We start from the raw sequence: 13868 nt of genomic DNA, 5'->3' as shown, positions 1-13868 counted from the left end.
GACCGCTGAGATCGCCGCAGTCAGGCGCCCGTGAGGCGCTACGCTGAAGACCTCTACCCGCGCGGGACGTTCACACCGTTCACCGGTGCGCGCCGTGACACCCCCTATAGGAGACCCCATGAAGCGTTCGGCTCTGGCTGGCAGCGGTCTGGCCGCCGTCGTCCTGCTCACGAGCTGCGGCGGCAACCCCTTCAAGGACGGGGCGGCGGAGGCCGAGCCTGAGGTTCCGAGCTTCGGGGAGATCCAGGACCGCATGTGGGACGCCATGCTGACCGCCGACACTGTGAGCATCGAAGGTGAGATCGAGGCCTCCGAGGCCGACGTCGACCAGATGTTCCAAGAGATCGACGAGACCGACACCGGGGATCTGCTGATCATCGGGGCCGTGGACGGCAGCGACTCCGAGATGACCTTCACCGCCGGGGACGTCAGCTTCACCCAGCGCGCCATCGACGGCGCAGAGTACTTCCGCGGCGAGGATTTCGCCTCGCTGCTGATGAGCGAGCTGGACGATGAGATCGCGGCCCTGATCGAGGAGGACTTCCTCGTCTCCGTGGTGGCCGAGCAGTGGGTTCAGTTCAACACCGACGGCGCCGAGGCGGTCTTCTCCGCTGAGGATCTCATCAGCACCTGGCGGCGCGAGCTCGATGACACGGAGATCGCCACGCTCGAAGGCATCGCGGAGACCCGAGACGGCACCGAGGTCTACGTCTACTCCGCCGCGGAGGGCTCCACTGAGTTCGTGGTGGCGGCGACCGGCGCCCCCTATCTCTTGGAGATGCGCGACGAAGAGTCCAGCTACCGATTCAGCGCCTGGAACGAGGCGCAGCGTCCCGAGGCGCCGGAGAACGTGATGACCCTGGATGAGATCTTCGACGCGATCGCCGCCGAGCAGGGCTGGTCCACGGGGGACGCTGACACGGGAGCCTGAGCCGCAGAAAGACCAACACAACGGGGGGTTGTGCAGAAACGGGGAACCTGGACACCACAGCCGGGTCCCCGACACATCCGAAGGGAAAGACCATGAGCAACACTACGCAGAGTCCCTCCTGGGGCGTCACCCGGACCCTGGGCACCACGGCGGCACTGGGCATCGCGGCCCTGGCCCTGATCGGCTGCGGCGCGGCAGACGAGGACCCCCGGGTCGAGGAGAATCCGCAGGAGGACCTGGATCCCTCAGGAGCCGAGGACCAGGGCGTGTCCTCGGATGAGATCGCAGAGAACGAGGACGATCAGCAGGCCGCGGACATCGCGGAGATCGAAGAAGAGATCTGGGCTGCCTCCATGGAGGGTGAGAGCGTCAGCATCACCATGACCGCAGGCCTGGACCGGGGCCACGAGCTCTTCGGCTACGCCCCAGACTTCTACGAGGGCGAGGGAGAGAGCTTCGAGCTCGCGGTCAGCGGAGAGCTCGAGGGCGACGCGACCACCAGGCTGGACTACACACCCGAGTTCGAAGTGCGCAGCTTCGGCGACGAGGTCTATCAGTCCCTGGAGGCCTTCGTCTTCGACTACCAGGCACAGGTCCCCCCAGAGGTCGAGCCCGAGGTGGACGCTGCGCAGCTGGACACCGCCCTGCGAGCAGAGGGCGAATGGGTCGACGTCAGCACTGCCGAGCCAGCGGTGCCGCGCACCCCGGCCGCCGTCCTGGAGATGCTGCGCGCGGAGATCACCGAGTCCCTGGAGGTGGACTCGCTGGCGGAGCTCGACCTGGACTCCACCGTGGACACCCGAGAGGGCCAGAACGTCTGGGTCTACTCCAATGAGGACATGGAGATCGCCGTGCTGGCAGATTCCGACTCACCTGCGCTGGTCGGCCTGGTCCTGCCCGGTGAGACCGAGGACCTGGAGGCCACGCTCTCAGACTGGGACGAGGCCGAGACTCCCGAGCAGCCCGAGGAGGACACCGTCATCAACGATGAACAGCTCCAGGAGATCCTCAACGCCCTGGTCTGACCTGAGGACCTGCTGCTCGGCGCGGACACCGACGCTCGGGAGATTCCCAGGATTTGCTCAGAAAACGCGTTCCAGGACAACATCAGCTCCATAGCCCGTCCGAGTTCACCGTGAATTCCGCACCGGGGCCCGCCTCGGCTTTTCCCGAGGCCTGCGATCTGTGCAGGATGGAATCAGGTCATCAACGGGACCCCACACGGTCACTCAACGATGACAGACCGCGGAAAGACCGCGCAGCATCTCTCGATGCGAATGACGGAGGTAAACGAATTATGGCTACCACCGAAACCAGCAAGCTTCGCACCCTCGCCGGCGTGGTCGGCGTCGGCTCCCTGGCCCTGTTCGGCGCCACCGCCTGCGACGACGGCGGCACCGAGGATCCGGCAGTCGAGGATCCGGCCACCGAGGAAGACACCATGGAAGAGACTCCGATGGAGGAGGAGACCCCCATGGAGGACGAGACCATGGAGGAGTCCCCGATGGAGGACGAGACCATGGAGGAGTCCCCGATGGAGGACGAGACCATGGATGAAGACGAAGACATGTGATCGTCGTCTTTTCTCGAGAGAGCCCCTGCGGAGAGCGTCAGCTCCCCGCAGGGGCTCTCTTCGTCGTGCAGGTCTACCCACCTAAGGGAGCGTTACCGGACGCCCGTGGGGATCACGCTTGGGAAAGGCCTCAGGCCTCGGCGGCGCCGGAGCCCACGAGATCTTCGGAGGCTGCGGCACACTCGCGGCAGATGCCCCGGAAGACGACGTCGGCGACCTGGATCTGCATTCCCAGACTGGCCGGGGCCTGCAGGCACGGGGCCTCCCCATGGACGCACTCCACATCTTCGATCCGACCGCATCGGGTGCAGATCGCGTGATGGTGGTTGTCATGCGTGCGGGTCTCGTAACAGGCCGGGGATCCTGGGGGATCGAATCTGCGCAGCAGCTCGCGGGCGGTGAGATCATGCAGCACCGTGTAGACCGACTGCACGGTGATCTCAGGCAGCTGCTCCTTCACGGCACTATGGATGGCATCGGCAGGCTTATGTGGCTGCGCCGCGACCACCTCAAGGACGGCGAGACGCTGGCGGGTGACGCGGAGTCCGCGTTCGCGCAGCCGGTCTGGCCAGTCGGAGGTGATCATGACTCCAGTGTGCCGCACTTATGAATCATTCACAATAAAACCCGATACGTGTCACATACGGCCACATCCCTGTCCTGACGGGGTCGTCCCGCTCTCTTCGGCGTGCGCGCCGGAACTGGACGATAGACTGACTCACGCTGCCCCGTCTTCATCCGCAAGGAGAGCTTCAGTCCATGAGCACACCGGATATCAACAACGCCCCGTTGGCCGAGGTCGATCCAGAGATCGCGCAGGCGATCTCGGATGAGCTGGGACGCCAGCGCGACACCCTCGAGATGATCGCCAGTGAGAACTTCGTCCCCCGCGCAGTCCTGCAGGCCCAGGGCTCAGTGCTCACGAACAAGTACGCCGAGGGCTACCCGGGGCGGCGCTACTACGGCGGCTGCGAGTTCGTCGACGTCGCGGAGAACCTCGCGATCGAACGCGCCAAGGCGCTCTTCGGCGCAGAGCACGCCAACGTCCAGCCCCACGCCGGCGCGCAGGCCAACGTTGCGGTGATGACCGCCTTCCTGAAGCCCGGCGATAAGCTCATGGGCCTCTCCCTGGCCCACGGCGGTCACCTGACCCACGGCATGAAGCTGAACTTCTCCGGGAAGTTCTACGAGATCGCCGCCTACGAGGTCGACGCCGAGACCGGTGTGATCGACATGGACAAGGTCCGCGAGCAGGCCATCGCCGAGCAGCCCGACATGATCGTGGCCGGCTGGTCGGCCTACCCCCGGCAGCTGGACTTCGCCCGCTTCCGCGAGATCGCCGACGAGGTCGGCGCGATCCTCTGGGTGGACATGGCGCACTTCGCCGGCCTGGTCGCCGCCGGACTGCACCCGAACCCGGTGCCCTACGCCGACGTCGTCACCACCACGGTGCACAAGACCCTTGCCGGTCCGCGCTCGGGCATCATCCTGACCAAGGAAGAGCACAAGAAGAAGATCAACTCCGCGGTCTTCCCCGGTCAGCAGGGCGGCCCGCTGATGCACGCCATCGCGGCCAAGGCCATCGCGTTCAAGATCGCCGGCTCTGAGGAGTTCGCCGAGCGGCAGAAGCGCACCATCGAAGGTGCCCAGATCCTGGCCAAGCGGCTGATCGCTGCGGATGTCACCGAGCACGGCGTCTCGGTGCTCACCGGCGGCACCGACGTGCACCTGGTGCTGGTGGACCTGCGCGGCTCCGAGCTGGACGGCAAGCAGGCCGAGGACCGGCTCCACGAGGTCGGCATCACCGTGAACCGCAACGCGGTGCCCAATGATCCGCGCCCGCCGATGACCACCTCCGGGCTGCGCATCGGCACCCCGGCCCTGGCCACCCGCGGCTTCGCCGAGAAGGAGTTCAGCGAGGTCGCCGACATCATCGCCGAGGCGCTCAAGCCAGACGCGGACCTGCACGGGCTGAAGTCCCGCGTCAGCGCGCTGACCAAGGCCTTCCCGCTCTATGAGGGCCTCGAGGAGTGGTGAACCCAGGTATGACGCAGACCCCCGCTGCCCCCCAGAACGACGACGCCGGCGCCCCGGCCGGCGCTCGGGTCCTCGATGGCAAGGCCACCGCGAAGGCGCTGAAGGCTGACCTCGCCGACCGCGTCGCCGCGCTCAAGGCCCGCGGCATCACCCCCGGCCTGGGCACCGTGCTGGTCGGCGCAGACCCCGGAAGCCAGTCCTATGTGGCAGGCAAGCACCGGGACTGCGCCGAGGTGGGGATCACCTCGATCCAGGTGGAGCTCCCGGCGGAGACCACCCAGGAGCAGCTGCTCACCGAGATCGAGAAGCTCAACAACGATCCCGCCTGCACGGGCTACATCGTGCAGCTGCCGCTGCCCAAGCACCTGGACACGCAGAAGGTGCTGGAGGCGATCTCCCCGGAGAAGGACGCCGACGGGCTGCACCCGATGAACCTGGGCCGGCTGGTCGCCAACGTCAATGACGAGATCAGCACCCCGCTTCCCTGCACGCCCAAGGGCTGTGTGGACCTCTTGGACCATTACGGGCTGGACCTGCGCGGCAAGCACGTGGTCGTCGTCGGACGCGGGGTCACCATCGGTCGGCCGATCGGGCTGCTGCTGACCCGGCGCGAGATCAACGCCACCGTCACCCTGTGCCACACCGGGACCAAGGACCTCCCCGCGCATCTGGGGAGCGCCGACGTCGTCGTCGCCGCCGCCGGGGTCAAGCACATGATCGACCCGGCGGACCTGAAGCCCGGTGTGATCGCCCTGGATGTGGGAGTCACCCGGGAGGTGAACCCGGAGACCGGCAAGGCCAAGATCTACGGGGACTTCGCTCCTGGCATCGAGGCGGTGGCCTCCTGGTATTCGCCGAACCCCGGAGGCGTGGGGCCGATGACCCGGGCCGAGCTGCTGGCCAACGTGGTGCTCACCGCGGAGCGCGCGCTCTCGGAATAGTCCCGGCGGAGGGGGTGTTATTTCAAATGTGAAAAAACTCGGATTCCTCTCCTTCGGACACTGGACGCCCTCACCGCATTCGCAGACCCGTTCTGCCTCTGACTTGCTGCTGCAGTCCATCGACCTCGCTGTCGCGGCCGAAGAGCTCGGCGTCGACGGAGCCTACTACCGGGTGCACCACTTCGCCCGGCAGCTGGCCTCGCCGTTCCCGCTGCTCGCCGCCGTCGGGGCCAAGACCTCGCGGATCGAGATCGGCACCGGCGTGATCGACATGCGCTACGAGAACCCGCTCTACTTCGCTGAGGACGCCGGAGCGGCAGATCTCATCGCCGAAGGCAGGCTGCAGCTCGGCATCTCCCGGGGCTCACCAGAGCAGGCCGTGGAGGGCTGGCGGCACTTCGGCTACCAGCCAGCCGAGGGGGAGTCCGACGCCGACATGGGGCGCCGGCACACCGAGGTGGCACTGCAGGTGCTCTCCGGGCAGGGCTTCGCCGAGCCCAGCCCGCGCCCGATGTTCCCCAACCCGCCCGGGCTGCTGCGCCTGGAGCCGCACTCCGAGGGTCTGCGTCAGCGGATCTGGTGGGGCGCGGGCTCCGACGCCACCGCGCGCTGGGCTGCCTCGCGCGGGATGAACCTGATGAGCTCCACGCTGAAAGACGACGAGACCGGCGAGGCCTTCCACATCCAGCAGGCCAAGCAGATCCAGGCCTTCCGCGAGGAATGGGCCAAGCACGACCACGGCTTCGAACCGAGGGTCTCGGTCTCCCGCTCGATCCTGCCGATCGTCTCGGACCAGGATCGGGCCTACTTCCTGGGCCAGCGCGACTCCCAGGACCAGATCGGGATGATCGACGAGAAGACCCGGGCCATCTTCGGCCGCAGCTTCACCGCCGAGCCGGACGTGCTGGTGGAGGAGCTCGCCAAGGACGAAGCCGTCCAGGCCGCGGACACGGTGCTGGTCACCGTGCCCAACCAGCTGGGGGTGGACTACAACGCCCACATCCTCGAATCCCTGATGGAACACGTGGCCAAGCCGCTGGGCTGGAAATAGCCCACCCACCCAGCCTCCTTCGTTGAGGGGCGGATTCTGCGACCACTTGGGGCCTTCTCGCCCATGAGATACCCGCCGAATCCGCCCCTCAACGCTGGGGGGAGGGGTCAGGGGAAGTCGAGGGTCAGCGAGGGCCGGGCGTGGGCCGATGAGTCTGCGCCGCACGCCTCGGCACCAGCCCCGCTGCGCGAGGCCACCCGGGAGACGCAGACGCAGAGCTTGGTGTCTGAGCTCTTCTCCTCCTCGTCGAAGAAGACGTCCCGGTGGTCGATCACCCCGTTCAGCTGCTGCGCCTTGACCACGCAGAGCCCGCATTCTCCCTTGCGGCAGTCGTACATCGGCTCCACCCCGACCCGCTCCAGCGCCTCCAGGATCGACTCCTCCGAGGAGACGACAGTGTTGCGCTCGGACCCGCGGATCCGCAGCTCGAACTCCTCCGGGTCGAACCAGCCGCTGTTGCCGAAGGTCTCATAGCGCAGGTTCGGCAGCGGCAGCCCGCGCTCGATCCAGGCTCGGCGCACCGCGTCCATCAGTCGGATGGGGCCGCACATGTAGAACTCCGTGGAGGCGTCCACATCCGCGAGCAGCTCGTGCACGTCGAGGACGTCGCCCTCGTCATCCACCGAGAGCCGCAGCCGGGGTCCGTGCTCCTCGCGCAGCTCCTCGAGGAACGCCATCGCCGGGCGGGAGCGTCCGACGAAGATCAGCTGATAGTCCGTGCCGAGGCGTTTGAGCACCCGGGCCATCGCATGGATCGCGGTGATGCCCACGCCGCCGGCGAGCAGCACGTAGCGCGGGGCACCCACCCGCAGCGGGAAGTTCTGCAGCGGAGCGGTCACCTCCAGCGCATCCCCGGGTTTCAGGGCGTGCATGAACCGGGACCCGCCGCGCGAGGTGGGGGAGCGGCGCACCCCGACCTTCACCCAGCTGCCGTCTGCCGCGCCCTCGACCACCGAGTAGGAACGCACCGATTCTGAATCGGTCCGGCCCGGGAGTACTCGCACATCTATGTGCGCGCCGGGCTCGGTGAACAGCGGAGCCTCCCCGGCGAGTACGATCTCGGCGATCTCCTCGGCGGCGGCCCGATGTGAGAGCACCGTGGCGCGCTGCCAGCGCAGCTGGGTTCCCTGTGACATCCGGGATCAGCCCTTGGCGTCAGAGAGATCGGCGTCGGAGGCCATCATGGAGCGCTCCGCCTCCACGGCGCGCTGGATCAGCCGGCGCACCCACATGCCGCCGGCATCGATGTTGAGGTTGTAGAACTCGTGATCCGGGTTCTCCACGATCGCCTGCTGCTGGGCGGTGAGCATCTCCTCGTCCTCGGCGAAGACCCCGTGCACGCCGTCGCGCAGCTCGGTGGTGATCCGCTGGCTCTCCAACCGGTAGTTGCGCATGAAGGCCCAGTAGTACATGGCATTGGCCTGATCCACCGGGGAGATCGTGTTCATCACATACCCGTTCACGCCCTGGCTGCGGTCCCCGGTGAGCCCACCGGTGCCGGCCTTCGCGACGCCCACGTCGATGCAGATGGTCGAGGGCATCTGGAACTCGATGATCTGCCAGCGGTCCACCTTGCCCTCGAAGTCCGGGAACTTGTCCCGCATGTTCTTCAGCCAGAACGGCGGCGCGTCGATGTTCTCCATGAACCGGGAGACGGTGACGGTGCGATCGTCGTGGGTCACCTCGATGTCGGACTCGCTGAGCTCCTTCTGCCCGATGGAGGAGGAATGCAGGAACTCCTCGTGGGTGAGGTCCATCAGGTTATCCAGCACCAGCTGGTAGTTCGCGCGCACCTCGATGGTCTTGCCGTCGCCCGCCCACTCATCCGAGCCCATCTGGTGCATGTCCGGGATCAGGGCGGCATCGGCGAGCATCGGGTCCCCGGGCCAGACCCAGATGAACCGGTGCCGTTCCACCACCGGGAAGGAGTTCACCATCGCCGAGGGGTTGATCGTCTTCTGCGCCGGCATGAAGGTGCAGCGTCCGGCCGAGTTGTACTGCAGGCCGTGATACGGACACTGGACCCCGTCGGGCCCCACCAGGGAGCCCATGGACAGTGGAGCCAGCCGGTGCCAGCAGGCATCGGTCAAGGCCACCGGGCGGCCCTCCTCGGTGCGGTAGAGCGCCATCGGACGGTCTGCGATCTTCCGGGAGAGGATCTTCTTCCGGTTGACCTCGTAGTCCCATCCGGCCACGTACCAGGCGTTGAGCGGGTAGGCCATGTTCTTCGCGGTGGCGCCGCTCGGGCTGAGATCTGTCATGTCCGCCTCCTGAGGCTCTGCGACGCCGCGGCGGCCCATCCGGTCCACTCGCCCACGCCAATAGCTATCTCCATAGTTATATGTGTTCCGAGTCACACAATAGCTCTGGATATAGTGGAGGGCAAGCATCTGTCCCATCATGGAAGGTCCCCACGCCTTGAGCCTGCGCTACGCCCTCCTGGCGATCCTCACCGCAGCTCCGCTGACCGGGTACGAGACCGCCAAGCGGTTCGAGGGCTCGGTGGGGCACGTCTGGCATGCCCCGGACTCGCAGATCTATCCCGAGCTGCGCCGGATGGAGTCCGAGGCGCTGGTGGAGGGACGCCAGGAACGCTGGGGTCCGAAGGGCACCAAGACGCGCTACTACATCACCGAGGCCGGAGTGACGGCGTTCCGCGAGTGGATGGCCACTCCGCTGAAATATGCCCCCTGGCGCGATGTGGCCCATATGCAGGCCGCGTACTTCGAATGGGCGGACCCGGCGAGCGTGCGCATGCACTTGACGCAGCACGCGGCGCACTACACCGAGCAGATCGCGCAGTGGAGCAGCCAGGTCCAGGCGATCGAGTCCCATGAACATCCGATGATCGCCGCCCGGCTCGAGCGCTACCCCGCCGAGCAGCACGAGCGCATCGTCGCCTTCAAGGCCTTCGCCTATGAGGGGCTGATCCGCCAGGCCCAGGCCGAGGTGGACTGGGCGCACCGGGGCCTGGAGCTGCTGGAAACGCTCGACGCCGCGGCAGCGCCCGAGGAGACCCCGCAGGCGGCATCGCCCGCCGAGAACCCCGCGGCATCGCCCGGCGAGACCCCCGAGGCCGGCTCCTCGACCACCGCCTAGGCGTACTGCCGGCGCAGGTCAGGTTTGCGGATCTTGCCCGAGGCGGTGCGCGGCATGGACTCCACGAACACCACCGACTTCGGGATCTTGTAGCGGGCAAGCTTGCCGTCCAGATGACGCAGCACCTGCTCCTCGGTGAGCTCGTGACCCTCGCGCACCACGATCACCGCACGCGGGACCTCGCCCCAGCGGGCATCCTCGACCCCGATCACGGCGACGGCGGCCACCGCCTCGAGAGCGGCGATCTGCTGCTCCACCTGCGCCGGGTAGATGTTCTCTCCACCGGAGATGATCATGTCCTTGAGCCGGTCAGAGATGAAGAGGAAGCCGTCCTCATCGAAGTACCCCATATCCCCGGTCTTGAGCCAGCGGCCATCAGGCTCCTGGACGAAGGAGGAGGCCGTCGCTTCGGGTCGGTTCCAGTACTCAGCGATCACGTTGGGGCCGTGCACCTGGATCTCACCGACCTCGCCCACCGGGCAGGGCTGATCGGCCGGGTCCACCACCCGGACATCGGTGTGGAAGTGCGGGAGTCCGCCGGAGCCCTGCTTCGATCGCGAGTACGCCGGGGGCAGCGTGGTGGCGCCCGGGGAGGTCTCGGTCATCCCGTAGCCCATGGTGAAGGCCAGTCCACGGCTCTCGTAGGCGTCGAGCACCCGCAGCGGCACCGCGGAGCCCCCGCAGGTGAGGTTGCGCAACGAGGAGATGTCTGTGTCCTGCCACGTCGGATGCTCACACAGCAGCTGGAACGTGGTGGGCACCCCGGAGATGTTGGTGACCCGGTGCTCCTGGATCAGCGCCAGCACCCGGCCCGGTTCGAAGCGCTGCTCCAAGATGATGCTCCCACCCTTGAGCAGCACTGGCAGCGCCCCCTGGCCCAGCGCTGCGACGTGGAAGAGCGGTGCGATCATCAGTGCGACGTCGGTGCTGGAGAGGTCGAAGTCGGTGAGCACGTTGATCGCATTCCAGGTCAGATTCCCGTGCGTGAGCATCGCGCCCTTGGGATTGCCGGTGGTCCCTGAGGTGTAGAGGATCACGGCGAGGTCGTCGAGCTCCACGGAGACGTCGCGGTGGAACTCCGCGCCTGCCTCCAGGGCCGCCGCGAAATCCTCCACGGGTACCGGGAACTCGGCGAGCTCGCCACCCGCAGCGGCTCCCTCCGCCACGGTCAGCACGCGTTGCACCCCGGTCTCCCGGCAGGCCGGAGCCGCCAACGGGATCAGTGGGGTGGAGGCGATGAGCAGCTGGGCCCCGGAGTCCTGCAGCGCGAACGCGATCTCCGGCGGAGCCAGTCGCGTGTTCAGCGGCACGAACACCGCTCCCAGGCTCCCGGTGGCGAAGAGCGTCTCAAGAAAGGCCGCGGAGTTCTCCCCGAGATACGCCACTCGGTCCCCGGGACTGATCCCGCGCTCGGCCAGGGCGTCGGCGAGCTTGTCGATGCGCTGCGCCAGCTGGTCATAGGTCTGTTCGCCACCCGCACTGATCAGCGCGGTCTGACCGGCCGAACGCACCCGGCGGCGGTGGATCCAGTCGCCCAGTCCGTGATTCCTCATCGGGCGCCCTCCCAGACCAGATCCTCGACGTCGGGGAGCTCGCCGATGAGCCCATGCCGCTCAGAGATCTCCGCGACCTCCTCCAAGGAACCCAGGTTCACATCCTCCGGGAAAGCCGGAATGCTGATCTCCTCCAACATGGATTCATCGATGCTGGTGTACTCCAGCAGCACCTCCCGCACCGCCTCAGGGTTCTCCTCGGCATAGGCCTGGGACTCCCGCACCGCGGTGTGGAAGCTCTCCACCAGCTCGGGGTCCTCATCGACCAGCTGCTGGGAGGCGAAGTAGGTGCCCACGCCCAGGTCTTCCACGACGTCGGCGTAGGGAGCGAAGATCCTGTCGTGTCCCTCATCGTCGGCCATGCTCGCAAAGGGGTCTACGGCGAAGATGGCGTCCACATTATCGGCTTCCAGCTGGGCGAGCATGTCGGGGAAGCCGACCTCGACGAAGTCCACGGCGGAGGGGTCCCCTCCTGCCTCGAGCACGCCCTGGGAGATCATCGAGTCGGAGATGTTGTTCAGCGTGTTCACCGCCACCCGCTGGCCCTCGAGGTCCTGGGCGGATTCGATGCCGGAATTCGGCTTGACCAGGACTGCCCCGAAGTCGTTCTCGGAATCGCCGGTGGTCTGCGGTCCTGCCGCGACGGTCTGCAGCGGGAGCCCGTTGTCCGCCGCGATGAGCAGCGAGGTCACATTGGAGAACCCGAAGTCCATATCCCCGGAGGAGACAGCGGGGATGATCGCGGCGCCGCCCTGTGCCAGGGTCAGCGTCAGGTCCAGGCCGTGCTCCTCGAAGATGCCTTCTCGCTGTCCCAGGTAGATCGGAGCGACATCGACGATGGGGATCAGGCCGAGCTCAACCTCGGTGAGCTCGCCGTCGGCCGCGGCGTTCTCCTCGGCGGGCTCGCCGTCGGCGTCGCCGGAGGGTGAGCCGCTGCCGCAGGCGGTGAGGGCGAGAACGGCGCAGAGGGCGAAGGCCCCATGGGAGGGGTGTTTCATGGTGATTCTCCGATGTGCGGTGGGGTCAGGGTATCTCGCAGGCGCGGTGGCAGGCGGCAGGAGAACAGATTCTGCCGCCCACCAGCGCGGTGCGGTGGGTGGGGCTACTCGCCGTCGAAGTACAGCGTGGAGGTGTCGGGCTCATCGCTGATGAAGTCGAACTTCACCATCAGCTCCCCGGCCTGCTCGAGCTGCTCGGTGCGGATCTCACCGTCGAGCTCCTCCATGCGCAGGTTCTCGGCCGCCTCCTCGGGCAGGTCGATGAACTCCGGGAGCAGGGCGCGGACGCCGTCGGGGTCTTCCTCTGCCATCTGCAGCGACTCGTTCATGGCATCGCTGAAGGCCTGAGCGACCTCGGGGTTCTCCTCCACGTACTCCCCGGAGCTGAAGCTCACCATGGTCGGCATGCCTGGGATCGAGTCCTGGAAGGAATAGCCGACCAGCTGGTTCGCCTCGTCGGCCAGTGCGTTGCTCAGGAACGGCTCGGGGACCCAGATGGCGTCGGTGTTGCCCTGTTCCAGCTGCGCCTGCATATCGGGGAACGGCATCTCGGAGAACTCCACGGCGCTGGGGTCGCCGCCGGCCTGCTCCACCGCTTCCATGATGGTCAGGTCGCCCTGGGTCTGCAGCGCGTTGACCGAGACCGTGTTGCCCTCGAGGTCATCCCAGTCCTCGATGCCGCTCTCCGCGGTGGCGACGACGCCGGCGATGTCATCGCCTTCGGCCAGCGAGTTGGAGTATCCGGTGATGATCCGCATGTCCAGGCCACGGTCGTTGGCGTTGAGCACCGAGTTCGGGTTGCCGATGCCGAACTGCAGCTGCTGGTTGCTCACGGCGGGCAGCATCGCGGCTCCGGCGTTGGAGTCGGAGAGCTCGACGTCGAGCCCATGCTCCTCGAACACGCCGTTCTCGATGCCGTAGTAGATCCCCACCGAGGGGGCGATCGGCAGCACGCCGACGGTGATCTGCGTCATCTCGCCGTTTCCGCCGCCGGCCTCGGCGCCGTTCTCGGCCTCGTCCCCGCCGGAGGGGGAGCCGGAGCCGCAGGCGCTCAGAGCCAGGATGCTGACCGCTGCGAGTCCGGTGATCGATGCGATGTTCTTCTTCATGGGTGCTCCTTCAGGTGCGGGGTCGCAGAACGGCGGCCCTCAGTGGGTGTGAAGTGACGGTTGCGGGGGTTGTGGATCAGGGGTAGAAGCGGGCCAGGAAGGTCGCGACCACCGCGGGGCGCTCCTGACCCTCGACCTCGAAGGTCGCGTCGACGACGAGGTGGAGGCCTCCGCCCTTGACCTCTTCCACGGCGCTGATGCGCCCGCGCATCCGCACCTTCGAGCCCACGGTCACCGGCGCGGTGAACCGGACCTTGTCCAGTCCGTAGTTGAGCTTGGTGCTGACGTCGGTGACATCGAAGAGCTCGCCCCAGAACGGGATGATCAGGGACAGGGTGAGGAAGCCGTGGGCGATGGGGGCTCCGAACGGGCCGTCCTTGGCGCGTTCCGGGTCCACGTGGATCCACTGGTGATCATCGGTGGCGTCCGCGAAGGTGTTGACCATCTCCTGGGTGATCTCGCGCCAGTCGGTCTCGCCCAGGTCGGTCCCGGCCATGCTGCGGGCGTCCTCGAACGAGACGACGGTACGGGCGGTGTGGGTGTCGGTCATGCTGCTCCTTGAGGTGGTGCGTGATG

At 67.0% G+C, this 13868-nt stretch carries 14 protein-coding genes; 7 read left to right on the top strand and 7 right to left on the bottom strand.

Features of this window, described 5'->3' with window-relative positions:
* Positions 1-118: 118 nt before the first annotated feature.
* The 3 genes from HNR11_RS01175 (at position 119) to HNR11_RS01165 (ending at position 2504) form a co-directional block, all read left to right on the top strand.
* Positions 119-931, top strand: coding sequence for a hypothetical protein (locus tag HNR11_RS01175; protein WP_179440751.1), 813 nt, complete (start codon positions 119-121; stop codon positions 929-931).
* A gap of 92 nt (positions 932-1023) precedes the next feature.
* Positions 1024-1956, top strand: a complete 933-nt coding sequence (locus HNR11_RS01170) for a hypothetical protein (protein ID WP_179440750.1) — start codon at positions 1024-1026, stop codon at positions 1954-1956.
* Between the two features lie 272 nt (positions 1957-2228).
* The gene (locus HNR11_RS01165) at positions 2229-2504 is read left to right on the top strand and encodes a hypothetical protein (protein ID WP_179440749.1); all 276 of its coding nucleotides are present in this window, start codon (positions 2229-2231) and stop codon (positions 2502-2504) included.
* Between the two features lie 130 nt (positions 2505-2634).
* Here the strand turns inward: HNR11_RS01165 and HNR11_RS01160 are convergent, their stop codons facing one another.
* Positions 2635-3090 carry a Fur family transcriptional regulator gene (locus HNR11_RS01160; protein WP_179440748.1) on the bottom strand — a complete coding sequence of 152 codons (456 nt, stop codon included), beginning with the start codon at positions 3088-3090 and terminating at the stop codon, positions 2635-2637.
* Between the two features lie 173 nt (positions 3091-3263).
* Between HNR11_RS01160 and glyA the strand changes: the two genes are divergently transcribed.
* Genes glyA through HNR11_RS01145 form a run of 3 tightly spaced genes read left to right on the top strand, consistent with a single transcriptional unit; the run spans position 3264 to position 6533 of the window.
* Positions 3264-4541 carry a serine hydroxymethyltransferase gene (gene glyA, locus HNR11_RS01155; RefSeq protein ID WP_179440747.1) on the top strand — a complete coding sequence of 426 codons (1278 nt, stop codon included), beginning with the start codon at positions 3264-3266 and terminating at the stop codon, positions 4539-4541.
* A gap of 8 nt (positions 4542-4549) precedes the next feature.
* Positions 4550-5482: a bifunctional methylenetetrahydrofolate dehydrogenase/methenyltetrahydrofolate cyclohydrolase gene (locus tag HNR11_RS01150; RefSeq protein ID WP_179440746.1), complete on the top strand. Its 933-nt coding sequence runs from the start codon at positions 4550-4552 to the stop codon at positions 5480-5482.
* Positions 5483-5510: 28 nt separating this feature from the next.
* Positions 5511-6533: an LLM class flavin-dependent oxidoreductase gene (locus HNR11_RS01145; protein ID WP_179440745.1), complete on the top strand. Its 1023-nt coding sequence runs from the start codon at positions 5511-5513 to the stop codon at positions 6531-6533.
* A gap of 107 nt (positions 6534-6640) precedes the next feature.
* Here HNR11_RS01145 and HNR11_RS01140 read toward each other — a convergent pair whose 3' ends face one another.
* Entirely contained in the window at positions 6641-7669 is a 1029-nt protein-coding gene (locus tag HNR11_RS01140; protein ID WP_179440744.1) for a PDR/VanB family oxidoreductase, read from the bottom strand.
* Between the two features lie 6 nt (positions 7670-7675).
* A complete protein-coding gene (locus tag HNR11_RS01135; protein ID WP_179440743.1) occupies positions 7676-8794 on the bottom strand; it encodes an aromatic ring-hydroxylating dioxygenase subunit alpha in 1119 nt (372 codons plus the stop codon).
* 139 nt (positions 8795-8933) lie between these two features.
* On the opposite strand from HNR11_RS01135, the gene HNR11_RS01130 reads away from it, so the two are divergent.
* Positions 8934-9632, top strand: coding sequence for a PadR family transcriptional regulator (locus tag HNR11_RS01130; RefSeq protein ID WP_343050543.1), 699 nt, complete (start codon positions 8934-8936; stop codon positions 9630-9632).
* On the opposite strand, the gene HNR11_RS01125 is transcribed toward HNR11_RS01130, so the two are convergent.
* The 4 genes from HNR11_RS01125 to HNR11_RS01110 all read right to left on the bottom strand — a co-directional run bounded on the left by HNR11_RS01125 (position 9629) and on the right by HNR11_RS01110 (position 13842).
* Positions 9629-11185, bottom strand: a complete 1557-nt coding sequence (locus tag HNR11_RS01125; protein ID WP_179440742.1) for an acyl-CoA synthetase — start codon at positions 11183-11185, stop codon at positions 9629-9631. The two genes, HNR11_RS01130 and HNR11_RS01125, sit on opposite strands and share 4 nt — an antisense overlap.
* Positions 11182-12183 (bottom strand): ABC transporter substrate-binding protein, encoded by a 1002-nt coding sequence (locus tag HNR11_RS01120; RefSeq protein ID WP_179440741.1) that lies wholly within the window; start codon positions 12181-12183, stop codon positions 11182-11184. The genes HNR11_RS01125 and HNR11_RS01120 overlap by 4 nt, the downstream gene beginning before the upstream one ends.
* Before the next feature lie 104 nt (positions 12184-12287).
* Positions 12288-13292, bottom strand: a complete 1005-nt coding sequence (locus HNR11_RS01115; RefSeq protein ID WP_179440740.1) for an ABC transporter substrate-binding protein — start codon at positions 13290-13292, stop codon at positions 12288-12290.
* Between the two features lie 76 nt (positions 13293-13368).
* A complete protein-coding gene (locus HNR11_RS01110; RefSeq protein ID WP_179440739.1) occupies positions 13369-13842 on the bottom strand; it encodes a MaoC family dehydratase in 474 nt (157 codons plus the stop codon).
* Between the last annotated feature and the right edge of the window lie 26 nt (positions 13843-13868).

This window comes from Nesterenkonia sandarakina (assembly GCF_013410215.1).
GTDB lineage: Bacteria > Actinomycetota > Actinomycetes > Actinomycetales > Micrococcaceae > Nesterenkonia > Nesterenkonia sandarakina.
Note: the sequence above shows the minus strand (reverse complement) of the source record. Positions and strands in the feature narration are given on the sequence as shown.